This is a genomic window from Pseudomonas sp. A-B-19 (assembly GCF_019947515.1).
Classification (GTDB): domain Bacteria; phylum Pseudomonadota; class Gammaproteobacteria; order Pseudomonadales; family Pseudomonadaceae; genus Aquipseudomonas.
In genome coordinates this window covers 47,533-69,301 of record NZ_JAGYGN010000028.1, presented here as the reverse complement: position 1 = coordinate 69,301, position 21,769 = coordinate 47,533, and the positions used below count along the sequence as shown (strand labels likewise).

The following is a 21,769-nucleotide window of genomic DNA, read 5'->3' as shown; positions in this document are numbered from 1 at the left end:
GGAGGGCGCAAGGATGATTCCGATTATCGGGCGTTGTTTGATGCCCGCAGCCGATCTGCCGCTTCAAGCAACAGTTGCTCTGTCCCGGTCCAGCCGAGACAGCCATCAGTCACTGACACACCGTATTGCAATGACGAACTCAATGGCTGGCAGCCCTCGAACAAATGGCTCTCGATCATCATGCCGATCAGCGAGCGATCACCTTGCAGGCGCTGTTCAAGTACATCCTTGAACACGGCTGGCTGGTGCAACGGGTTTTTGCCGCTGTTGGCGTGACTGCAATCGACCATGATACGAGCCGCAATCCCGAGTCTGGTCAGGTCGCTGTTCACCTGGGCAATGCTGGCGCTGTCGTAGTTCGGCCCGCGATGGCCACCGCGCAATACCAGGTGCGTGTCCGCATTGCCCGGAGTTTGAATGATCGCCGGATGTCCTTGGCTATCGACACCAAAATGGCGATGGGGATGAGCCGCGGAGCGCATGGCGTCGCTGGCGATACCGACACCACCGTCAGTCCCGTTCTTGAACCCTACAGACATGCCCAGGCCGCTGGCCATTTCCCGATGGATTTGCGACTCCGTCGTGCGAGCGCCAATGGCCACCCAACTCAGCAGGTCGTCGAAGTAACCGGCGGCCATCGGTTGCAGCAGTTCGGTGGCCACGGGCAAGCCCAGGCGGAGCATTTCGCGCATCAACTCGCGGGACAGAATCAGGCCGGCGGCCATGTCATCGCTGCCATCCAGGTGTGGATCGTAGGCCAGACCTTTCCAGCCAACCGTGGTACGGGGTTTTTCGACGTAGGCACGCATTACCAGCAGCATTTGGTCGCCGACTTTGGCGGCGAGGCGGGCAAGGTTGCCGGCGTATTCGAGGGCTGAATTCGGATCGTGTATCGAGCAGGGGCCGACGATGACCAGCAAACGGGAGTCTTCACCGTTGAGGATCGCGCGAACCGCCTGGCGGTGGGCGGTGACTTGCCGGGACAGGGCATTGCTGAGGGGCAATTGCTGTTTGAGTTGCAATGAGCTGGGCAGACGCAGGGTCAGCGCTTCATTGGCAGGGCTCATGGTGGACAGCGGAAGTGCGCAGACGGACGAATTCATATTCAAGGCTTCCTGGGCTGGTGGCGGGTTCGTGCCCGCGCGCTCGGCCCTACTGGGGTGTTCGACAATTGGCCAGATTGGCTGTGTGCGTGTGCTTGCCACCTGTGGGTGACCGATCGGAGGCGGCAGGCTGTCCCGAGCGGAGGGTGGTAAATCGCCAGGCGGTAAAACTGTCGTGACGGTAATAAGTGGCGTAGTTCATGTGCGCAATCCTCTGAATGTCTGGTGTGTCGCTGAAAGTGTTGGGACTGAAAAAACAAAACCCCCGGTCGGGAGGCCGACCGGGGGTTGAGAATTCTCTGGTGGCGACCCGTTTAAAGTGGGCGCCGTTTGGGTATCAGGCGCGCCAGTGGCTAAACCAATACCCAAAATAAAAGCTGACCGGAGCACAACCGTCATTCACCCGGGCAGCCGCAACCGAGCGCGGGGCGCTGGCGGTACGAAGCTGTAAGAGGGTGTTGAACATGGTCTGTCTCCGATGGATGGGTCGAGCTTACTAGAGGCCGGTACGCAGATTCAATCAGAAAATGCTATCGGCCAACCACGTCACTTTCTATCGCTTGAGTGCCTCGAAGGTTGTGACACACTTTGCGCCTCAACAACAAACAAATCATCACAAGGACGCACCATGACGGCACTGATCCTCGCCGTGGAGCTGGAATGATGGAACGCCAGTGGCGTCCGGCAACACCGGATGACCTGGAGTTCGCCCGCGAACTGACCTGTAGAGGCATGCTGCGCTACTATATTGAGCATGATCTTTTGTGGCAGGACGAGGCGTTTGACGTGGCCTGGGCCGGGCGCGACAACCGGTTGATCGTATGCGGCGAAAATGTCCTGGGTTATGTCAGCCTGAGCCGTGATGCCAGAGCCTTGTACATCCGCGAATTGCATATTGTCGAAGCGTTTCGTGGGCAGGGCACTGGAGCCTGGGCGATCGATCAGGTGATGGCTCTGGCGTGCAAGGAGCGGCGTCCGGCGTTGCGCCTGACGGTTTTCGAAAACAACCCGGCGCAAGCGTTGTACAGGCGCAAGGGATTAAGGGTGGTGGGCAAGGACGAATGTTTCTTGAGGATGCAGCTGGATATCTCCGATCGGTATTGCTGCAACACGCTTGCAACAAGCCTTTCAAGATGAATTGAAACTTTTAATCTGACGCTTTCCGCTAGGTCTGCCAGATGCTTTTTGCTAAGGTGTCTGGCATTCCAATAAGACCATATTGCGAGGTGTCTGCTTGATTAGGGTGCTAGTAGTCGATGACCATGATCTCGTTCGTACAGGCATTACACGAATGCTGGCTGACATCGATGGCCTGCAGGTAGTCGGCCAGGCCGAGTCGGGAGAGGAATCCCTGATCAAGGCGCGTGAGCTGAAACCCGATGTGGTACTGATGGACGTCAAGATGCCGGGTATCGGCGGTCTTGAAGCCACTCGCAAATTATTGCGCAGTCATCCGGATATCAAAGTCGTCGCGGTGACCGTGTGTGAAGAGGACCCGTTTCCTACGCGGCTGTTGCAGGCCGGTGCGGCAGGGTACCTGACCAAGGGGGCAGGTTTGCCGGAAATGGTCCAGGCCATCCGCCTGGTATTCGCCGGACAACGCTACATCAGCCCGCAAATTGCCCAGCAGCTGGCGATAAAGTCCTTCCAGCCCACCAACGATTCGCCTTTCGATGCCTTGTCGGAGCGGGAAATCCAGATCGCATTGATGATCGTCGGCTGCCAGAAAGTACAGATCATTTCCGATAAGTTGTGCCTGTCCCCGAAAACCGTGAACACCTACCGTTACCGCATCTTCGAAAAGCTTTCGATCAGCAGTGATGTCGAGTTGACGCTGTTGGCGGTTCGTCATGGCATGGTCGACGCCAGCCTCTGAAAATGAACGACACCTTTGATCCGAGCGCCTTTCTGTCGACCGTTAGCGGCCGGCCCGGCGTGTACCGCATGTTCGACAGCGAAGCGCGGTTGCTCTACGTCGGCAAGGCGAAGAACCTCAAGAATCGCCTGTCGAGTTACTTTCGCAAGACCGGGCTGGCCCCCAAGACCGCCGCACTGGTAGCGCGTATCGCCCAGATCGAAACGACGATCACGGCCAACGAAACCGAAGCGTTGCTGCTTGAACAGACGCTGATCAAGGAGTGGCGTCCGCCCTACAACATCCTGCTGCGCGACGATAAATCCTACCCCTACGTCTTTCTCTCCGACGGAGAGTTTCCGCGACTGAGCATTCATCGCGGCGCGAAAAAAGCCAAGGGTAAATATTTCGGTCCTTACCCGAGCGCTGGCGCGATTCGCGAAAGCCTGAGCCTGCTGCAAAAGACGTTTTTCGTTCGGCAATGCGAAGACAGTTTTTACAAGAACCGCACCCGCCCTTGCCTGCAATACCAGATCAAGCGCTGCAAGGCACCCTGCGTCGGGCTGGTGGATCCCCAGGTGTATGCCGAAGATGTGCGCCACTCGGTGATGTTTCTTGAGGGGCGCAGCAATGCTCTGACAGACGAGTTGTCCGCCGCAATGGAAGAGGCGGCGATCAATCTCGAGTTCGAACGGGCGGCCGAGTTACGGGACCAGATTGCGTTACTGCGCCGGGTTCAGGATCAGCAGAGCATGGAAGGCGGGACTGGGGACGTCGATGTGATTGCCGCCTTCGTCAACCCGGGCGGCGCCTGTGTTCACTTGATCAGCGTGCGGGGCGGGCGGGTACTGGGAAGCAAGAACTTCTTCCCTCAGGTGGGTATTGAAGAAGACGTCAGCGAAGTCATGGCTGCATTTCTCGGCCAGTACTTTATCAGCAGTCCTGAACGCGACTTGCCAAGTGAATTGATCGTCAATGTGGTCCACGACGACTTCCCTACACTGATCGCCGCCATCGAAGAGTTGCGCGGTCGTGAACTGACCATCAGCCATCGCGTGCGGGGTACGCGGGCGCGCTGGCAGCAATTGGCGGTGACCAATGCCGAGCAGGCACTGAGTGCGCGCCTGGCGAATCGTCAGCACATTACGGAACGCTTCGATGCGTTGGCGCAAGTGCTGAAGCTGGATGAGCCTCCACAACGACTGGAGTGCTACGACATCAGTCATTCCAGTGGCGAGGCGACAGTGGCATCCTGCGTGGTCTTCGGCCCCGAAGGCCCGATCAAGTCCGATTACCGCCGGTATAACATCGAGGGCGTTACGGCCGGCGATGACTATGCGGCGATGCATCAGGCCTTGACCCGACGCTTCAGCAAGCTGAAGGACGGGGAGGGCAAACTGCCGGATATCCTGTTGGTGGATGGCGGTAAAGGTCAGTTGTCCATGGCTCGCGATGTGCTCGATGAATTGGCCGTGCCTGATTTGATTCTGCTCGGCGTCGCAAAAGGCGCGACGCGCAAGGCCGGTTTCGAAACCCTGTACCTGAACGACGCGGCACATGAGTTCACGTTGCGCGGTGATTCTCCCGCGTTGCACCTGATCCAGCAGATTCGCGACGAAGCCCACCGATTTGCCATCACCGGGCACCGCGCCCGGCGTGGAAAAACCCGTCGGACGTCTACACTGGAGGGCGTCGCCGGCGTCGGACCCACACGTCGGCGGGATTTGTTGAAACATTTTGGTGGATTGCAGGAGCTGTCTCGTGCAAGCATCGAAGAAATTGCCAAAGCCCCCGGGATCAGTAAAAAGCTCGCAGAGTTGATTTATGCAAATCTGCACAGCGAGTAGAATGCCCCCTCACCTCGTAGCCAGTTGTGCCGATGAATATCCCTAATCTGATTACCGTTCTACGCGTTCTGCTCATACCAATCTTCATTTTGCTGTTCTACCTGCCTTACCAATGGAGCTACCTGGCCTCCGCCTCGGTCTTCGCATTCGCTGCCGCCACCGACTGGCTGGACGGGTACCTGGCCCGCCGTCTGGAACAAAGCACACCGTTCGGGGCTTTCCTCGATCCGGTTGCCGACAAGCTGATGGTTGCGGTTGCATTGGTCCTGTTGGTGCAGGAACACGCAAACCTGTGGCTCACGCTGCCTGCTGCCGTGATCATCGGTCGCGAGATTGTCGTCTCGGCGCTGCGTGAATGGATGGCCGAACTGGGTGCTCGTGCCCACGTTGCCGTATCGAGCCTGGGCAAATGGAAAACCGCCGCGCAAATGCTGGCGCTGGTTATCCTGCTGGCCAATCCCAAGGATTTCAGTTTCTGGGTCTTGCTGGGTTATACGTTGCTGATGGTGTCGGCTGGCCTGACTTTGTGGTCGATGGTCCAGTACTTGCGGGCTGCCTGGCCACATCTGAAGACCGACGTTGAAAAGAAATAAAACTTTTTTGAATCAAAGGGTTGACGGGGCTTCTGGAATCTATAGAATGCGCCACACCAAGACGCGGGAATAGCTCAGTTGGTAGAGCACGACCTTGCCAAGGTCGGGGTCGCGAGTTCGAGTCTCGTTTCCCGCTCCAAGTTTGTACGCATTTGATGTTGTGCTACTAGACACCAAATGTTTTGAGGCCGAGTAGCAAAATGGTTATGCAGCGGATTGCAAATCCGCCTACGCCGGTTCGATTCCGACCTCGGCCTCCACTAATAAACGAGCTCCGTAGATCTATGATTTACGGAGCTTTTTTATTTGCAATAGCCTGCAAGATTTTGTCTTGAAAAGGGTATTTGCGAACTTGCTTCACTGGGGCGGGATGTATATATTTCCACCTCTGCTGCACAAGCGTCAGAACTGCCAGATTGTTATTTGACAGAAGCTGGACGCTTCACCGCGCTACCGCCCGAATGGCGAAACTGGTAGACGCATGGGACTTAAAATCCCCCGCTCGTAAGGGCGTGCCGGTTCGATTCCGGCTTCGGGCACCATTTAAAATCAAGGGTTTGCGGGCGAAAGCTAATGCAAACCCTTGTTTGTTTCTGGTCCGCAATTATTGATCTGGTCCGCAATTCACTTCGTTGGAGAGACCTTTTTCCCCTTTCGATTGCGGATGTACTGCTCGGTCATTACGACGGTCGTATGCCCAAGTTGATCTCTGGCCTGCAAAATATCGCCGCTTGACTCCGCCTTATCCGTGCCGGCTTTAGCGCGTAAATCGCGCATCTGGAACTCGGACTTTGCAACCCCGGCTGCTTCTCTGGCCAAGTCAAACCTTCCCCGCAACATCGCCACCGACATTGGTGTGCCATCCTCAGTAACGATCAGCCGCGTTGAGCGGACACTGTGTTCTGACTTTCGGGACATGATTCGATCAATCAAATTCTTTAGCTCCCCAGTGATTTCGATTCGGCGCTTGGCGTTTGTTTTGCCCTGCAATACCCATATCTGACCCTCTCGGACATCGCGCTCATCCATCAATCGAGTGTCGGTCACCCGTTGACCAGTCAAATAGGCAAGGTCCATCGCATCCTGTAGGCCGGCGTCCGCTTTCTCGTACACGCGCTTGAACAGTGCGTCCTCGATGTAGATGTCCCGCCCCGTCTCCTTGTTTCCCTTGATTCCTGCGCAAGGGTTGGCGAGCGCGGTATAGCCGATATCCCGGGCGAAGTTCCAGATTGCACTGAGCAGGGCCTTCTCCCTATTGGCTCGCACCGGCGCGGCCTTGCGCCAGGTCAGGTACTGGCGGACATGCAGGGGCTGGATTGTTTCGAGCGGGGCCGGCGGGTCGTCGAAGAATGACATCAGGTTTTTCAACTCCCTGACGTTGTCCTTTTGCGTTGCTGGTTTCTTTGATGGCACCACGTCTACCAAATACTTCTCGGCCACGTAACGGAAGGTGATCACCTTGGCCACCAGGTCGGTGGCGGTGCGATCACGCTCGAGTTTCGCGTACTCCATGATCGCCAGTCCGTAGTCGCTACCCAGCGCAATTTCTTTGCGGTCCTTCCCGCCTGTATCGTAGTAGTAGAAAACCCGGCCGCTGGCTTTCTTGCGTTCTCGCAGCCGGGCTATGGAGCCGGGTTTACTTGGTCGTCGTCCCATCTCAGATTGCCTTGCGTGATTTCCATACGGTTTTTTCGGGTTCGGATATGCCGACGGCGGTAATGGCCATGACAGTTACGCATGGCCAGCCAGTTTCCTTGATGGTGTGCCTAATACCGTTTTTCTTTAGGTTGTTGATCTGTTTGGCTTTGGTCCCAGCGCCGGTGAGCTCGCAAACCTCTCGGGATGATAAAAATTGAATGCTCATTTATTGCTCCATGCCGCGGGTGGCGGCAGAAGGTGGGTGAGTGGAGGTGGCAGTCGTTTGCTGAAGGCGCCAAGTCGGCGACTGTTGTGCTGATGCTAATCAGCGTCTTGCGGGTCCGGGTGAAACCGGGTGAATCGGTTTTCTGTGGGCATGCGGATGTCCTTCGCCGATGATCGGCTACAGTTGATAGGTCATTGATATGGAGATCGAATATGAAGTGCTTAATCTGTCAGGCTGCCGCCAGGATTGTTCGAGCGCCTGGAGACTGGTTAGAGGTCGAATGCTCAGCTGGTTGTGGACACTTCAGGGTTTCAGCGAATCTTGTTGCGAAGATGAAACTCAAGAACGAATTCTTCGACATCGAACGTACAAGGCGATGGCTTCATATGTCCCGGAATGAGGAGCCAGTGCCATTGATATCGACCTACGATTACAACGTTTCCTTACTGCATCGGGATGCAGAAGAGAGATCTACTAGCCTGCGGAATCGTTCTAGACAGTCGGTAACTTCGGATTAGATAGAGTCTTGTTTCGATCTGGCGAAGTGCATGCTGCACGGCGGTGATGACCGGCTTCATCATCGTTGTGCGCTCATCCTATAGCGGCGCGATAGGTTTGGTTTTCTGTGGGCATAGGGCGATGAAGAGTGGTGAGGGTTCAGCTACAGTTGAAAGGTCATGCACAAGGAGAACGGGAAAATGACATGCTTCATTTGCAGGGCACCTGACATCACCCATCAATCAGTTGGAGACTTCCACGAGAGGGAATGCCCTGCTTGTGGTCGCTATCTGATCAATAAAGCTCTTCTCGCTGATATGGAGAAGAGAAATCAAAAGCTGGATGTTGATCGGACGAGGGTTTGTATCGCGGGCTTCTTGCAGGCTGGTCTACAGGCGGTCATCTCAAGGGCTGAGGTCGCAGCTCATCAATTGATTGCGGTCTAGCGCTATGTCTACCTCGGTCAGCCTCGCCGGCTGGCGGGATTCGTCGAAGTGGGGTATTTGTGTTCGGCCCGGCATGGAGCCGGATTGGACATGGAGCATTTGATGGCTGTTTTGTGTAGAGAAAATCATCTCGAAAACTTTGAAGGTAACTTGTCGGACGTGGTCCGATTGATTGAAATTCATCGGCTGTTGGCTGGGGATAGGCAGGGGCGTAGGTATGGACTTGAGTGCTTGAACAAGTCCGCTATCGTTTTGATCCTCGCTACTTGGGAGGCCTTTATTGAGGATTTGGCTCAGGATGCCTTTGAGTGCATGCTTGCAAACGCTGCCGATCACAACGTATTTCCGAGACAGGTGCAGGATTTGGTTTGGAAGGAGCTAAAATCGAGCCACACGACCGATGCAATGACGATGATAGGGGCCGGGTGGAAAACTGCATTCGCAAACCACAAACAAAAAGTTTTGGATAAGCATATCGTCCGTAGCAGTTTCAATACTCCTAGCGGCGAGAAGATTGACATCCTGTTTGCTGAGTTGGTCGGATTGAATTCAATGACCAGCCATTGGAAGTGGCGCGGTATGCGAAACACAACCGCGGTTAACAAAGTAATTTCGCTGATTGATCTTCGCGGGGCGATCGCCCATCGCGCGGTTGCTGATGATGCAGTAGTGAAACAAAAGGTACTCGAGTACTCGAAGCTTATTGTTCGCTTGGCATGGCGAACTCGTAATGCTGTCAGGGAGTATTTGTCCACAACGCTTGGATTCGATACATGCGAAGAGTTCACCCAGGAGCGAGTTGATGTATTACTCAGGCAACTTGACCTACTTGCAGCGGAAGCGGTTCAAGCACCAGGCCTGATCGCCCCTGAAGGTGAGGATGCTGGCGAAGCCGCGTAGTAAGGGATCGATAATGCTCCGTTGCAAGGCGAGGATGGGTCAGGCCGGTTTTCCGGCCGAAGCACTTACTTCGGATCGAAAGCACCCAAAGACAACGCCGCGGTCGGAGCAGTAGCCTCCACCCTCAGCCCAGAACATCAGGCCATCGCCAGTGTTGCTGCGACTGTCTTGCAGGTAGATCTGGTCGTCCATGGTCTATCTCCAGTCAGGTGCCGCCCTCCGTGACCGGTGGTGGCAATTTGGTTTGAGTTCGGGTATTACAGGAGGCTAAGCGGAGTGCTGCAGGTGCAGAACAGTCACTGATAACACTAGTCGGGCCAATTCATGGATAAGAATTACTTTCAAACCTATTTTGATCTAAGAGATATTCCAGCGTATGGCTGCCCTGTTTGTAATAAAGGTATGCTTGTGAAAGAGAGTCACTTGGCGGACTCTACAGCCGCAACTAAACGCGCTACGGATCAAGGTTGTAGAGAAGGGTGGTGGGAGCCTGAATACGAAGAAAGCATTTTCAGGGTTGACTTTAAATGCTCGCACTGCGATGAGTTGGTTTTTGCTATCGGGGATGGTTTTATTGAGCAAGAACATGATGTTGATGGAAATGGCAATTGGGAACGATATTGGGTTAATTACTATAGGCCAAAACATTTTTGGCCTTCTCTAAAGTTTATAGATTGCCCGCTCGCCACTCCTTCTGAGGTTAAGAGGCATATCGAAGCCTCGTCCGCGCTATATTATTCTCATCCAGCCGCTTCTTGTAATAGCATGAGGATGGCAGCTGAAGAAGTCCTAAATGCTCTTGGGGTCGAGCGATCAACTAAAGAAAACTATATTAGCCTTGGGAATCGAATAAAACTTCTTCCTGAAGAGTCGAGCGAATATGCGTTACTTGATGCAATTCGATGGCTTGGTAATGACGGTAGCCATAGTGATTCCATAATAAATCACACTGATGTTGAAAGTGCTTTTTCTATTATGGAGCTACTAGTTGATGAGCTATATAGTGATCGGAAACACAAAGTCAAAGAGATGGCGGCTCGCATTCGAGAGCATAGGGGACCGGTAAGGCGTTAAGCTAGACCGGGCGAGGACATATCACTTCGTCTCCCGGGTCGCGCTTCAGCTCGGCCAAGCTTTGATTTCGGAATTCCCGCGCCACATTTTCGCTAATCACGATTTCGTGGCGCATTTTAAGCGCATGCCGCGTGCCTTCTAAACCGAGCGAGTGCACGTAGCGCAGGCAACCCTCAATCACCGAGGCTTGCTCGGTGTCTTCGGTCCAGGCCATGATCTCCTGAATAATGTTGCGGGTGCCGAGCCGACAGCGATGCCGCAGTTCCTTCTCGTCGTATTCGATCCGCTTCAGCGCGGCCTTCGCCGATCGCTCTTGTCCACTCTTGGCCATGGCCTGCCTCTTCAATTCCGTGGGCCGGTAAATCCAGCCATGTCTGTCGTCGGCGCTGATGCATCCGGTTGCTGATTCGTCTCATGCTGCCTTCTGCTGGTTCCAGACACCCACGGCGTCGAATACCCGGGCGGCCTGTTCTTCAGTCAGCGAGATTTCGGCGGGAATGGCTATCCAGCCTGAAGCGACTCGATGGTTCGGATTGCTCTCGGCGACCAGGATCTTATAGGCCTCCTCGATCACGTCTTCGAGGTGGGCGGCCAGATAGTTGCCTTGAGGCGCGACTTCCACCGATTTCGTGTAGCGGTGGCCGCGCTGATCACGACACTGGACGCTGACATAGATCGTCCAGCGGTGGGCAATGTCGCAGACAGCTTCGGCCATGCGCAGTCCTGGCGGGATGCTCTTGCAGTTCTTTCTGTTGATCATCCCTTGGCGTCCGCTGGGGTCGATGTGGACCACGGCAACGTGATTGGCGTTGAGCAGTGCCCGGCTCGCTCGCTCTATCCGGGTACGCATGTTGTTGGGCTTTCGCTTTTTCATAGAGTCACTGCAACTTGGCGATTGACCTTTGCTTCAAACTGCATGGCAAGGTCGTGAGCTGCCTTGTAGTCGTTACGGAAGGCGCGAGTCTTGCCGGTGGTGAGGTCTTTAATCTGATACATGCCGAAGCTTCCGCCGGCGACTTGGTAGCGCACCGGTTTGGATGGGGCTCGTCGATCAATACGACTGTAGAAGCCGGAGCGGGCGGCCTTTGTTCGTTGCAGCAGTTCACCGACTTCATCGATGCGCTCTTGAAATGATGGATGCATGGTTGATCCCTCGGAGTAGGTTAGGTGTATTCATCAGCACTCCGACCACCCGCTGGTCGCCATTGGGCAGGGAAGGGGGCTGATTGATAAACTGCTGGCGTAAAAAAGCCCGATCGGAACCGGGCCACTGTTTGCGTCACAAAGACCTGCTTAAGCGATCGCAGGTGTTGCCATCGCGGACTTCGACAAACCCGCCTGAATGCGCTGCGTGATTTCTTCTCGATGCACCTGGACATCCTTGGGTGCGCTAGTTCCGATACGTACCTGTTTGCCGCTAACACCCAGCACTGTGATCGTGATGTTGTTGCCTATGTTGATGCTTTCGCCTTCTTTGCGAGTCAAAATCAGCATTGTCCATTTCCTTGCGTGAGTGGGTTTCCCAATGCCGCCTTGCAAAAAGCGGCATCAGTGAAACATCACTGCATTACGCGGATTTCATTACGAGGGAACCACGCACCGTCGAGCTTCACCATGCAGCCAACGAAGGCGGCGTAGCGAGTCTCTCGATCGGTCTGGAAGCCGTAGTAAGAGCAAGTGGCCCGTGAGGCAAGACCACTCAGCAACATGCAGCCCACGATCAGTGTGAGCAGGATCAGCAGAACCTTTGTCGCGTACTTCACGCCTCGATACCGTAGTCAGCCAAGCGTAGACCGAAGTGCATGCCTATTTCCTTCAACACCACCAACTCTGCTGGCTCGATCTGGCCGTCAGCCTGGGCAACGGCAAGAATGTTGACGAAGGCTTCCTCCGCGTCGGCCGGAAAGTTTTTGATGTCGGCCAGTTCCCGCTTAATCGCCAATCGCCCTACTTGAAAGTTGGCGTTCAACTGGCCTGTAAAACGATTGATGGTTTCGGTGATCTCGCTGCCGAAGTGCGTCAAATTCGGGTTGGAGCGAATCAACTCATCCAGCTTGGAAACCTCGCTGGCTTCAATCTCACCATCAGCCGCAGCGACCAATAGGCCGCCACCGACAATGGCCTGCATCAAGTCGCGGTTAACGACCTTCTTCATTTCGGCCTGGGCGTTGCCGACTTGTTTTCCGAAGAGTTTTTTCATTCCAAACATGGTGTTTCCTCATACAGGGGAGGGGATTTCCCACATGGCCCTATTGCCAAGGCTATGAAGTGAAATCTGATTGGGCTGTCAGCGGGACTCAGATACGGCGCACTTAGGTGGGAGTCGCCCACGCCTGGTGCGTTAGTCTTTTTGCAGCTGACAGCTTTGAGTCGTTTGGGTTGTTAAAGAGCGGCGGGAGATCCCGCGTCGCCGATCTGTTTCGTGGCAACGACTTAAATATCTCCTGGGGAGCTATTTAAGTCAACTCCATAGGAGATAAATATTCCGATAACCATAAAAAAACCCGCATTGCGCGAGTTTTTATGGCAATCAAATATTGGCTGGCAGGCTCCAGGAGACACGGATGGCGTCGTCTTCTTCTGGGCTCAACGTTACGTTTTCGGTATCGGCTATGTCCTCAAGGAGTCGCTTCCAATCTCGTGGGCATTCATCTGAGGTTTTACGAATGACGGCTGTCTTTCGTTTCTGGGCGGTTGGGGCGCAAATAATTTTTTGGATGCGGAGACCGAGACGCTCAAATGAGTCCGGCAATGTTGGTTTGTTCTGTGGCTTTGCCATAGCACTGCTCCATTTGTGTATGGATCTACACTGAGCGGTTTGCCTTGTTAGCGCTAAATATTAATGATTAAAAACAATTATTTAACAGAGAAAAGCCCGCAATCTGCGGGCATCAGGAGGGAGGTGTTAAGGGGGATTAAAGACAAATCGAAGGGCTCAAATTTAGATTCTGCCCAGCACCTTGCTGGGGGCAAGGATTGCCCCTACATAATGAATATTCTCGATATCAGACCGAGCGATCGTCAGTCGTTCACCGTATGCCGTGTTTATCGACATGAGGCTGACGTCTTCATCGGTTTCGAAGAGAAGTTCTTTGACCATGCTTTGCCCGTCAACGGTGGTGACCATCACATACTCACCCGGAACTAGGCGGTGATTGGGTTCGCAGACAGCGACCCACCCGCTACGGATCGCTGGTGCCATAGAGTCACCCTTGAGCCGGAGTGCATAGGCGTCCTCATCTCTGGAGTAGGTCTCAACCCAGCCAGCAGCCTGGTCAAGACTTGTCCAGTAGCCTTCGTGACCGAGTTGCGCTGTTCCAACAATATCGATTCGACGAGGAGCGCTGGTAATTGGCGGGCCTGGCTCAACGTTTGACTGCAACGGTTTGACTAGTGGAGCAGCATTGGCAGCAATCGCTAAATCAGAGATTTCTTTTGCGATCCGGGGACTAAACCGCTCTACGGGTATGCCAAGCATTTTAGCTATCTCAGCTGCCATTTCCTTGTTGAGCGCACGGTTACCATTCAAGTGACTGCTCAGCGTGCCTTGGCTCATGCCAACAGAGAGCGCGATCTCTTCTTGAGTCAGCTTCTCGCCTTTAGGGGCGCGCGCATTGTAGGAAGCCAGCTCCGCTTTTAATGCGGCGCACTCCGTCTTTTCCCATTCAAGTAATGGTCGTCTGTCATTTTTCATTTCCGAAGAGTATTCCCGGTGGAGATACATTGCTATCTCCTTTGGAGTTGATTAAAAAAGCTCCATGGGAGATATTATCGCCTCAGATACACCACCGGAGATCGGACAGTGCGTCAAATCACCCTCAGCCAATTTGCTACCGAGAAGGGGCAGACCAAGGCCGGAAATTTGTTAGGCATGACCCAAAGTTCAGTAAACAAAGCTCTGCAGGCAGGGCGTGACGTTTTTGTTACGGAGCACGCAGATGGCTCTTTCACAGCGGAGGAACTTAGACCGTTCCCGGTTCAAAGCGCGAAAAGGTCGCGTCGCCGGATGTTGCCCACCCAATGAGCCAACTTTGAGCGCAACGGCGCCGAGAGAAAACTAGACGATGAAATCGCCAGTGCTAGACACCCGTCGCAAAGCCGTCATTGCCTCTGCCAATGCATTCCCTGGCGGACTTGCATACGCCTCTGACTTTCTTGGCGAAGAGAATCTCAAGCGCTTCAAAAACCGGATTTACGAGTCGGCAGGCGTCAAGCCTCTCACCGACGATGAGGTCTGCACGCTTGAGACTGAAACCAAAACCACCTTCTTGCCGGACTACATCTGCGCGATGTACGGCGGCGTATTTGTTCGTCTGCCTGAGGTTGGCGATCTGGACAACGTCGACATGCACCAGCGCTCGTTACGTACTTCTGTGAAGCGCGGTCGGGTTGACCAGTTTCTTGCCCTGGCGCTGGAGGACGGCGAAATCACGGCAGCGGAAGCCGCAGAGATTCTGGCTTTGCACGCGAAGCACTTGGCTGCCCGGCATGAAGAGGTGACCGCACTGATTGAGTTGCACAAATCGAAACGCCCAGCCCGACCGCCAAGCGGGAAGGGCTGATATGCAGTTCACGATCACGATCAACCAGGTGAAAGCACTGGAGTGGGGGTTGAACTCCCAGCAGGCGCTGCTGTTTTCGTTTGTCTACGAGTGCCCTAGCTGGGCAAGGCCAATCAAGACCGATAACGGGATTTTCTTTGCCTTGAGCAAGGCAAAGATCGTGGAGGAATTGCCCTTGCTCACCGACAAACCAGATACAGCGTACCGACTTCTCAAAGGGCTCGAGACTGCCGGGCTGATCGAGCTATCGCACACTTCCAACATCAGTTTGTTTCGTTTGACCGAAAAGGCCAAAGAGTGGAATCGCAAGTTGGACGGGTCGGAAAAATATCCGACCTCTGAGACGTGTGAGGGTCGGAAAAAAATCCGATCTACCTCGGAAAAATCTCCGAGTAAGGTCGGAAAAATATCCGAACAGGGTCGGAAAAAAATCCGAGGAGGGTCGGAAAAATTTCCGACAAATCAGGGTACCAGTAATCAGGGTACCAATCAGGTAACCAGTAATCAGGAGAAGCAGGGCGCTGGCGCGCCATGCAAATCGTCAAAATTCGACCCGCTGACCGCCAAACCGGAAAACGTCAGCGTCGAGGTTTGGGGCGATTGGTGCCAGCACCGCAAGGAAGTCCACAAACCCCTTACCGCCAAGAGCTGCGAACAACAGGCCAAGGCCTTGGCGAACCATCCAGCCCCCGATTCCGTTCTGGCCCTGTCGATCAGCAACGGATGGACGGGGATCTTCCCCGACAAAGCAGTCATCCCCTCACCACTTCCGACCAGTCGCCATTCCGGCTTTGACACTCGCGATTACAAGGCCGGTACCAAGGAGAACGCCAATGGCACCTTCCGTCTCTAACTTCGGCGCTCACATGGACCGCAAATTCGGCGTCATCGGCCGTCAGCCAGCGAGCTGCTTCGATCATGGCGAATATTCGGCGGTCATCCTCAAGGGTGGCAACCTGTCTGGGTGTCCCATCTGCGCGAGCAACAAGCGCGACATGCAAGAGCTCGAGCGCAAGCGCTGTCAGTTTCGGATAGTTCAGCAATCAAGCGCCCGGATTCCGAAGCGCTTCGCGGAAAAGACATTCACCGATTTCGTCGTGTCGAATCCGGCCCAGCAGATTGCCCTGGATGCGTGCACCGACTACGTCGACAACTTTTCGAAGCATCGCCGGGAAGGTCGCTGCATGTTGCTGTTGGGGAAGGTCGGCACCGGTAAGACCCACCTGGCCATTGCCTCGGCCAACCACCTGATCAACGAATGCATGGTCAAGGCGATTTACCGCACGGTGGGCACGCTCATCGGCGAGATCCGGGCGACGTTCAATGATCGCTCAGGCGAGTCCGAGGCGCACATCTTGCGTGAAGTGATCGGCGCGGACCTGCTGGTGCTCGATGAAGTCGGCGCGACCAAGCAGAGCGAGTTCGAGCTGGCCACCCTGTTCAGCATCATCAACGGTCGTTACGAGCAATGCCGTCCGACGATCATCGTCAGCAACCTGTCTCCCGCCGAACTGAACGACGCCATTGGTGCGCGCTGTGTCGATCGCATCCGCGAGAACGGCTGCATTGGCGTGCCATTCGAGTGGGAATCTCAACGCGGTAAGGAGGGCTTCTGATGAACGCCGCCAAGCAGCAAAGCGTGCTCGCCGGGCAATCGTCGCTCGCCCGCAAAGTGTTCCGGGTCGTGCCAATCCAGGAGCGCTGGAGTGCCCACGATATTTTTAATTCGTTGGTCGCTGCCGAAGCCACGGGTGCCCAGTTCCCGGCCGTCCGTCGAGGCTTGGGCGAATTGAAGGAGGCCGGTCTCATTCGCGAACCCGTTAACGGTCACTTCCAGCGTACCGCCATCACCATCAAGCCCCTGAGAGAGCAGAACATGTCGAAAGAAACCACGTCGCCCGTCGTTGTCATCAAGAACCCTAAGATCAGTGCTCTGGATACATTGGCGGTGCTGTCTGGCGAGGTCATCAGCTTTTCCGAGGAAGTCGCCCAACGCTTGAAAAAACTGGCGACCCGCATCGAAGAGGTGGCTCTTTCCGTTGAAACGGAGCGCGAAGCCAGCGCCGAGGCGCTCGATAAGTTCAAGCAATTGCAATCTCTACTGAAGGACTTCTAAGTGCACAAGTGCTTTGGGAACAACGTTCTGTTGCCTGATCGCCGCTTGGCTGTTCCGGACCCCGCTAACTATCGGTTTGCCGTGTTCTGCTGCTCGTTCAAGATCGACCTGGGCAGCCCCCCTGATCACGCATTGGCGCTGTTCGTGGATCAGGCAATGGCTGAGCGCTACGGCGCTTGGATGTGGCCAACCACGTTCCAAGTTGTTGACCTTGAAAATCCTACCGGTGCCCGAGCATGACGGCCTTGGTCAAAACCCTGACGGTCAAACTGTCGGATGCTGAGATCGAACGCAACGCCAAGAAGCTGCATGTCCGTGATCTGCGTGATGCTAGCCACCCGGCGTTGCACTTTCGTTTCGCGAAAAACCGCGCTCGCGGGTCCTGGTATTTGCTCAACAAACGCGCCTGGCATCGCATTGGTGGTTTTCCGGATCTGAGCACCAAGCAGGTGGTTGCCGCACTTCCGACTGTTCGCCTGCGAGTTGCCGCCGAAGAAGGCTCGACCCTGTCCAAGTGGGTCACTACCGGAGAGCTGATCGGATGGTTTGCCGAGCGGATGGCGCGTGATCGCAACCTGTCCAGTAAGCGCAAGAAGACCGGCGCTTCGATGATCAAGTGCCACCTGATACCGCGCCTCGGCGAACTGCCATTGACCGCCCTCGACAAGGCGACCCTCGACAGCCAGCTCATGTGGCCTCTGCAGGAAAGCATATCCATCGACTACGTGCGTTCGGTGTTCCAGCTGCTGGCCCTGGCTTTCCGTCAGGCGTTCAAGTTGGGCCTGATTTCGTCCAACCCAATGGCGAGCATCAAGTTCAACGACTTCTCCAAAGCCAAGGTCGGGATCAAGCCTTCTCGATTGCGTGGTACCCAACTCCAAGACCTGATGAGTCGCTTGCTCGGCGCAATGGCGAACAACCCTGCGGACTGCCTGTTGGCTGTGATGATGCTCTGCCATGGCACCCGCATCGGCGAAACCCGGCAGGCACGCTGGTCGCACATCAGTCTGGCTGAGCGTGAGTGGTTCATTCCGGCCGAACACACCAAGACCGGCGTCGAGCATCACCTGCCGTTGACCGACCAGGTGCGCAAGGTGCTTATCAGCTATCGCGAGATCCAGCGGGCCAAAGGGTATGACGGTCAGTTCCTGTTCCCGTCCCGTAACGGGAAGGCGCTCAGTGAAGGGCAGGCGAGTGCCGTGTTCGTGCGGCTGGGGCAGGGCGAGTGGACCAGTCACGACCTGCGCAAGTTGGCGCGTACCGGCTGGGCCGACCTCGGAATTGACCACCTGATCGGTGAACTGCTGATCAACCACGCGATGGGCCACAACGTGAAGGTGTACATCCAGTCGGACGTGATGGGGCGCAAGCGGGATGCTTTGGAGCAGTGGCACGCGCATCTAGATACGAAGGGTTTTGACCAGATTCATATGTTGACCGGCGTTAGATTCGGAGATTCCGGTAATGCGCTGGAAGCCGCAGAATATAAGGCCTGCGAGGCCATTCAAGAATCAACCATAGGCGAGGATTCAAAACATGAAAAAAGCCCAGGACCACGGTTTTCGTAAGGCCCAGATCGACCTGGAGCATTGCTCGATCTGCAAGGGAAAAGCCGTGGTGCAGGGTGTTTTTTATGAGCTGGTTTGCAGTGATTGCAACGGCTCAGGTTGGGTAATGGCGGGGAGTCGGCTGGTGCTTTCTACAGACGAGTTAGTGACACAGCTCAGCCTTAGATTGCAGCAGGCTCAGCGTGAAATTGAAGTATTGCAGCGAAGCCCGTCTGCATCTGCCCCGGCCGAGTACTACCAACAGAACAACCGTCGCGGTGCCGGCGGATCGAATTACACAGGGGATTGAAAGCATGATGATTCGTAAGCCGGCAGGTCGACCATTGGGAGATACCGAGTACTTATTGGAACAGTGGGGATTGTGGCGAATGGATGGTGCTGGGATTCCCCATTACACCTCACCGACCTTTGCCTTGATGCGCCAGGCGATGCCGCAAGTGTCGCCTAGTCAAAATTATTGCATCACTGACGACTGGGCAATGGCCATCGATAATGCAGTGGCCAGACTCGCGCACCGTGATCAACAAATGGGCGATATTATTTGGCTGTACTACGGCGCTCAATGGCCCATGGTCCGCGTTGGCAAACATTACGGCATCAGCGAAGGGAAAACGCGGGAATTGGCGAGAGCAGGAGCGGCATGGATCGATTGCGCTGTCGATGCAATACGTCAAGCCGCTTAATCAACCCGACCACCTGTTTGCAACGAATTTGACCGAGAAGCATCGTTCCTATCCGTCAAAAACGACTCTAAAGCAGCCCGTCGTGAAGGGCTGCCGTAGAGAGCTGTAACTCAGAGCCTGGTGACGGGTGCCCAAAAGCTAAGACCCATATCGGAGATATTCAAAAGCTAATCGCGCTGTGCCATTATGCTGCCATTCGTCAGGGCTCGAGCAATTAGGATGCTATGAATATTATAGAAAGTGTCGTTATCAGAGGTTTTTGGGGAAGTCATGAAATTTCGTTCAAGACAAATGATGACCTTAACTTTATTATAGGTCCAAACGGCTCCGGAAAATCTACCACTCTAAAAATTATTGCGGGCGTGTTGCGCGCCGATAAAGAGTATCTTTCTGAATTAGAATTTGAATATGTTCGTGTAAATCTGAAGGATCCAAAATCCAAGCGCAAACCTTACATAGAAGTTACAAAGAACTTAAGTGTCCCGTTTTTTCATTGTGATTATAAAATTATACAGTCCTCTACCGAAAAGCCTTATGCGTATGTACTAAGTGAAGTTGATGGTTATGATAGTGCGCATAAGAACACATTTTTCTTGCGGGCGCATTTGGCAGGTAACACGAATGCAGGGAGGACACTAGTTACGCACTTGGGTGAAATGGTCTCTTTGACTTGGCTCTCAGTGCATCGGGCGGCCAATTTAAAGTTTGAAAGTTCGATAGATCCTCTGGATCTAAGGCTTGAAGATTTTTCCAATAGGCTAGTTAGGTATTTGTCTTCCCTGAGCAAAAAAGTCAATACTCTCTATGAGAAATTTCAAGAGCAGGTGTTTTTGTCTCTTTTAATCAAGGAAGGAGATAGGCTGGCCCATCTGCCCGATGTAGAAAAAGTAAGAAGCGAGAAACAAGCGTTACTGCAAATATTTTCAGAGTTCAAGGTAGATAAAAAAAATTATCAGCGAAAAGTAGAAGATCATTTTGGAACGCTAGATACTGTTCGGGGGAAAATGACAGGGACTGAAGAGCTTAAGCCTAGTGAAATTATGGCGCTATTTTCGTTGCATCGAATTGAGAGTACTGTCGATTTCTGGGAAGGAATTACTGCTGATAAGAAAAAGCTTTTGGCATCTCGAGATTTGTTTGTATCAATATTGAATGATCTTTTGCTGAAAAAAACCATCTTCCTAAATGAGCGAAACGAGATTTCAATAAAAACCGAATCGGGTAAGCATTTGAAGCCTACTCAATTGTCATCCGGCGAAAAACAAATAATCGTTATTCTTGGTGAAGCACTGTTGCAAGAAGGTGATACTTTTATATACATGGCCGACGAGCCAGAAATTTCTTTGCATGTGGCATGGCAGGAGTCACTTGCTAAGAATATAAAGAGTTTAAATCCTGCAGCCCAAGTCGTGTTTGCTACTCATTCACCAGATGTTGTCGGCCCTGATCAGAGCTGCTTAATTCACATGGATCGCTGCATAAAATGACTTTTACAAGAACTAATTCAGGCAGGTCAAATCTTGCTGCGTTTTTGGGTGTCAAATATGTGGTGTACTCAGAGGGCGGAGAATTTGATAAGGCTTTGGGGCGAAGTCGAACATCGATAGATGCTATTTTTTGGAAAGGGGTGTTTTCAAGGTTTTTTCCAGGTCTGAATTGCACATTTCGACCGATGGGATCTAAGGTTAATTTAATTCCCTTCGCTCAGGATGTAGAAGCATCGAAAATATCAAATTCAATCGTTGTGATGGATAGAGATCATGATCATCATAGAAATTGCTTAATCAAACATCCCTGTGTTTTATATACTTATGGTTATAGTTGGGAGAACGATGCATGGAGAGCAGAGTCAATAATATCTAAGCTTGAAAGAATTTCAGTGGAGGGCGTTTCTCCAGAAGTTGCTGATGATATTCGCAATAAATGTCGAAATTTTTTCTCTGATTTTAACAGGCTTGTATTTGTTGATGTTCTTTGTTCCCTTGCTAGAGTTCAGGGCGTTCATCGTGAAAAATTCTGGGCGATCGTTGATTCGCGAAACCCTCATCGATTAAGAGTGAAAAGGGACGCCTTTAAGGCATTGATATCCGGAATCAAAGCAAATAGGGTTAATCCATTCAGATACATAGGAGATGAGCGAGTCATCCCTGAAAGGGATTGTTATGGAAAGCTTTTGTCAATGTTTATTTATAATATTTTCACTGACTGCTTTAAGGATGTGACCGGCCAAAAAAATCTTTCTAGGGAAATGGCTGATGTTATGGTTGCTGAGCATTTTCAGTACGCTGATCTAAGTGCGGATCCTGATATATATAATTACTATTCCGCAGTTGTGGATTCTTTATCGGCTAGTCTGCAATGAGGCTAGGTGTTGCTCGTAGCTGCTCCGCTTGTAGGTGCTAAAAGTTAATTTTCAAGCTCATGAGATAGTGAGTTTAGTATCCACTATCGGACAGAAGAGACCTCGCTCGCATCGACCCAAAGCTATCTCGATCGAGCATCTACCTCCGGGCCGATTGGTGTTTTTCGCGCGGGACTGAGTGTATAGCCCTTGCCCTACGTGGTTGGAGTTTGATGAGCAAATTTCACGCCTCAGTTGGTCCGCGCGAATGCAAAACGTGAGATAAGTCGGGTGCAATTTCGTATTTACTACGAAAAAA

29 protein-coding genes and 3 tRNA genes are annotated in these 21,769 nt (G+C 53.4%); 20 read left to right on the top strand and 12 right to left on the bottom strand.

The genetic code is table 11. The features are described from left to right. Nucleotides 1–23: 23 nt before the first annotated feature. Nucleotides 24–1,103: a 3-deoxy-7-phosphoheptulonate synthase gene (locus KGA81_RS24750; protein WP_223549366.1), complete on the bottom strand. Its 1,080-nt coding sequence runs from the start codon at nucleotides 1,101–1,103 to the stop codon at nucleotides 24–26. 663 nt (nucleotides 1,104–1,766) lie between these two features. On the opposite strand from KGA81_RS24750, the gene KGA81_RS24745 reads away from it, so the two are divergent. The 7 genes from KGA81_RS24745 to KGA81_RS24715 all read left to right on the top strand — a co-directional run bounded on the left by KGA81_RS24745 (nucleotide 1,767) and on the right by KGA81_RS24715 (nucleotide 5,940). Then, nucleotides 1,767–2,240 carry a GNAT family N-acetyltransferase gene (locus KGA81_RS24745; RefSeq protein WP_223549379.1) on the top strand — a complete coding sequence of 158 codons (474 nt, stop codon included), beginning with the start codon at nucleotides 1,767–1,769 and terminating at the stop codon, nucleotides 2,238–2,240. 97 nt (nucleotides 2,241–2,337) lie between these two features. Beyond that, on the top strand, nucleotides 2,338–2,979 hold the full coding sequence (uvrY, locus tag KGA81_RS24740; RefSeq protein WP_032829778.1) for a UvrY/SirA/GacA family response regulator transcription factor: 642 nt from the start codon (nucleotides 2,338–2,340) through the stop codon (nucleotides 2,977–2,979). A gap of 2 nt (nucleotides 2,980–2,981) precedes the next feature. Beyond that, a complete protein-coding gene (gene uvrC / locus KGA81_RS24735; RefSeq protein ID WP_223549364.1) occupies nucleotides 2,982–4,805 on the top strand; it encodes an excinuclease ABC subunit UvrC in 1,824 nt (607 codons plus the stop codon). Nucleotides 4,806–4,837: 32 nt separating this feature from the next. Then, a complete protein-coding gene (gene pgsA, locus KGA81_RS24730; RefSeq protein WP_223549362.1) occupies nucleotides 4,838–5,398 on the top strand; it encodes a CDP-diacylglycerol--glycerol-3-phosphate 3-phosphatidyltransferase in 561 nt (186 codons plus the stop codon). A 63-nt stretch (nucleotides 5,399–5,461) separates the two neighbouring features. Then, a tRNA-Gly gene (locus KGA81_RS24725) sits at nucleotides 5,462–5,537 on the top strand. Between the two features lie 47 nt (nucleotides 5,538–5,584). After that, nucleotides 5,585–5,658, top strand: a tRNA-Cys gene (locus KGA81_RS24720). 195 nt (nucleotides 5,659–5,853) lie between these two features. Then, nucleotides 5,854–5,940 (top strand) — tRNA-Leu (locus KGA81_RS24715). Between the two features lie 82 nt (nucleotides 5,941–6,022). On the opposite strand, the gene KGA81_RS24710 is transcribed toward KGA81_RS24715, so the two are convergent. Both KGA81_RS24710 and KGA81_RS24705 read right to left on the bottom strand, forming a co-directional pair. Beyond that, nucleotides 6,023–7,054, bottom strand: a complete 1,032-nt coding sequence (locus KGA81_RS24710) for a tyrosine-type recombinase/integrase (RefSeq protein WP_223549360.1) — start codon at nucleotides 7,052–7,054, stop codon at nucleotides 6,023–6,025. Nucleotide 7,055: 1 nt separating this feature from the next. Then, a complete protein-coding gene (locus KGA81_RS24705) occupies nucleotides 7,056–7,262 on the bottom strand; it encodes a DUF4224 domain-containing protein (RefSeq protein ID WP_223549357.1) in 207 nt (68 codons plus the stop codon). A 1,034-nt stretch (nucleotides 7,263–8,296) separates the two neighbouring features. Here KGA81_RS24705 and KGA81_RS24700 point away from each other — a divergent pair. Then, nucleotides 8,297–9,106 carry a HEPN domain-containing protein gene (locus KGA81_RS24700; RefSeq protein WP_223549355.1) on the top strand — a complete coding sequence of 270 codons (810 nt, stop codon included), beginning with the start codon at nucleotides 8,297–8,299 and terminating at the stop codon, nucleotides 9,104–9,106. Nucleotides 9,107–9,145: 39 nt separating this feature from the next. Here the strand turns inward: KGA81_RS24700 and KGA81_RS24695 are convergent, their stop codons facing one another. Beyond that, nucleotides 9,146–9,298, bottom strand: coding sequence for a hypothetical protein (locus tag KGA81_RS24695; RefSeq protein ID WP_223549353.1), 153 nt, complete (start codon nucleotides 9,296–9,298; stop codon nucleotides 9,146–9,148). Between the two features lie 132 nt (nucleotides 9,299–9,430). Here KGA81_RS24695 and KGA81_RS24690 point away from each other — a divergent pair, with 132 nt between their 5' ends. Next, nucleotides 9,431–10,180, top strand: a complete 750-nt coding sequence (locus KGA81_RS24690) for a DUF4145 domain-containing protein (protein ID WP_223549351.1) — start codon at nucleotides 9,431–9,433, stop codon at nucleotides 10,178–10,180. Nucleotide 10,181: 1 nt separating this feature from the next. On the opposite strand, the gene KGA81_RS24685 is transcribed toward KGA81_RS24690, so the two are convergent. The 8 genes from KGA81_RS24685 to KGA81_RS24650 all read right to left on the bottom strand — a co-directional run bounded on the left by KGA81_RS24685 (nucleotide 10,182) and on the right by KGA81_RS24650 (nucleotide 13,904). Then, nucleotides 10,182–10,511 (bottom strand): hypothetical protein, encoded by a 330-nt coding sequence (locus KGA81_RS24685; RefSeq protein ID WP_223549349.1) that lies wholly within the window; start codon nucleotides 10,509–10,511, stop codon nucleotides 10,182–10,184. An 81-nt stretch (nucleotides 10,512–10,592) separates the two neighbouring features. Continuing rightward, nucleotides 10,593–11,054 carry a hypothetical protein gene (locus tag KGA81_RS24680; RefSeq protein ID WP_223549347.1) on the bottom strand — a complete coding sequence of 154 codons (462 nt, stop codon included), beginning with the start codon at nucleotides 11,052–11,054 and terminating at the stop codon, nucleotides 10,593–10,595. After that, nucleotides 11,051–11,323, bottom strand: coding sequence for a hypothetical protein (locus tag KGA81_RS24675; RefSeq protein WP_223549345.1), 273 nt, complete (start codon nucleotides 11,321–11,323; stop codon nucleotides 11,051–11,053). Before KGA81_RS24675 ends, KGA81_RS24680 begins: the two co-directional genes overlap by 4 nt. 150 nt (nucleotides 11,324–11,473) lie before the next feature. After that, a complete protein-coding gene (csrA, locus tag KGA81_RS24670) occupies nucleotides 11,474–11,674 on the bottom strand; it encodes a carbon storage regulator CsrA (RefSeq protein ID WP_223549343.1) in 201 nt (66 codons plus the stop codon). Nucleotides 11,675–11,739: 65 nt separating this feature from the next. Continuing rightward, nucleotides 11,740–11,943: a hypothetical protein gene (locus tag KGA81_RS24665; protein ID WP_217838490.1), complete on the bottom strand. Its 204-nt coding sequence runs from the start codon at nucleotides 11,941–11,943 to the stop codon at nucleotides 11,740–11,742. Beyond that, complete coding sequence (locus KGA81_RS24660) at nucleotides 11,940–12,389, bottom strand: tellurite resistance TerB family protein (RefSeq protein ID WP_056724262.1); 450 nt, start codon at nucleotides 12,387–12,389, stop codon at nucleotides 11,940–11,942. Before KGA81_RS24660 ends, KGA81_RS24665 begins: the two co-directional genes overlap by 4 nt. A gap of 321 nt (nucleotides 12,390–12,710) precedes the next feature. Beyond that, nucleotides 12,711–12,959 (bottom strand): DUF1654 domain-containing protein, encoded by a 249-nt coding sequence (locus KGA81_RS24655; RefSeq protein ID WP_223549341.1) that lies wholly within the window; start codon nucleotides 12,957–12,959, stop codon nucleotides 12,711–12,713. Between the two features lie 162 nt (nucleotides 12,960–13,121). After that, nucleotides 13,122–13,904, bottom strand: coding sequence for a helix-turn-helix transcriptional regulator (locus KGA81_RS24650; protein WP_223549339.1), 783 nt, complete (start codon nucleotides 13,902–13,904; stop codon nucleotides 13,122–13,124). A gap of 78 nt (nucleotides 13,905–13,982) precedes the next feature. Here KGA81_RS24650 and KGA81_RS24645 point away from each other — a divergent pair, with 78 nt between their 5' ends. From KGA81_RS24645 to KGA81_RS24595, 11 genes are all read left to right on the top strand, one after another. Continuing rightward, entirely contained in the window at nucleotides 13,983–14,204 is a 222-nt protein-coding gene (locus tag KGA81_RS24645; protein WP_223549337.1) for a Cro/CI family transcriptional regulator, read from the top strand. Nucleotides 14,205–14,244: 40 nt separating this feature from the next. Continuing rightward, the gene (locus KGA81_RS24640) at nucleotides 14,245–14,742 is read left to right on the top strand and encodes a YmfL family putative regulatory protein (RefSeq protein WP_115947875.1); all 498 of its coding nucleotides are present in this window, start codon (nucleotides 14,245–14,247) and stop codon (nucleotides 14,740–14,742) included. 1 nt (nucleotide 14,743) lies between these two features. Next, nucleotides 14,744–15,595: a hypothetical protein gene (locus KGA81_RS24635; RefSeq protein ID WP_223549335.1), complete on the top strand. Its 852-nt coding sequence runs from the start codon at nucleotides 14,744–14,746 to the stop codon at nucleotides 15,593–15,595. Then, nucleotides 15,576–16,358 carry an ATP-binding protein gene (locus KGA81_RS24630; protein WP_223549333.1) on the top strand — a complete coding sequence of 261 codons (783 nt, stop codon included), beginning with the start codon at nucleotides 15,576–15,578 and terminating at the stop codon, nucleotides 16,356–16,358. The genes KGA81_RS24635 and KGA81_RS24630 overlap by 20 nt, the downstream gene beginning before the upstream one ends. Beyond that, nucleotides 16,358–16,858, top strand: a complete 501-nt coding sequence (locus tag KGA81_RS24625) for a hypothetical protein (RefSeq protein WP_223549331.1) — start codon at nucleotides 16,358–16,360, stop codon at nucleotides 16,856–16,858. Before KGA81_RS24630 ends, KGA81_RS24625 begins: the two co-directional genes overlap by 1 nt. A 30-nt stretch (nucleotides 16,859–16,888) precedes the next feature. Continuing rightward, nucleotides 16,889–17,098, top strand: coding sequence for a hypothetical protein (locus KGA81_RS24620; RefSeq protein ID WP_223533064.1), 210 nt, complete (start codon nucleotides 16,889–16,891; stop codon nucleotides 17,096–17,098). Next, the gene (locus tag KGA81_RS24615; protein ID WP_223549328.1) at nucleotides 17,095–18,426 is read left to right on the top strand and encodes a tyrosine-type recombinase/integrase; all 1,332 of its coding nucleotides are present in this window, start codon (nucleotides 17,095–17,097) and stop codon (nucleotides 18,424–18,426) included. Before KGA81_RS24620 ends, KGA81_RS24615 begins: the two co-directional genes overlap by 4 nt. After that, a complete protein-coding gene (locus KGA81_RS24610; RefSeq protein ID WP_223549326.1) occupies nucleotides 18,395–18,715 on the top strand; it encodes a hypothetical protein in 321 nt (106 codons plus the stop codon). Before KGA81_RS24615 ends, KGA81_RS24610 begins: the two co-directional genes overlap by 32 nt. Nucleotides 18,716–18,719: 4 nt before the next feature. Continuing rightward, a complete protein-coding gene (locus KGA81_RS24605; protein WP_223549323.1) occupies nucleotides 18,720–19,109 on the top strand; it encodes an antiterminator Q family protein in 390 nt (129 codons plus the stop codon). A gap of 224 nt (nucleotides 19,110–19,333) precedes the next feature. After that, nucleotides 19,334–20,596, top strand: coding sequence for an AAA family ATPase (locus tag KGA81_RS24600; protein ID WP_223549321.1), 1,263 nt, complete (start codon nucleotides 19,334–19,336; stop codon nucleotides 20,594–20,596). Then, nucleotides 20,593–21,471, top strand: a complete 879-nt coding sequence (locus tag KGA81_RS24595; protein WP_223549319.1) for a DUF4435 domain-containing protein — start codon at nucleotides 20,593–20,595, stop codon at nucleotides 21,469–21,471. Before KGA81_RS24600 ends, KGA81_RS24595 begins: the two co-directional genes overlap by 4 nt. The last annotated feature ends 298 nt before the right edge of the window (nucleotides 21,472–21,769 follow it).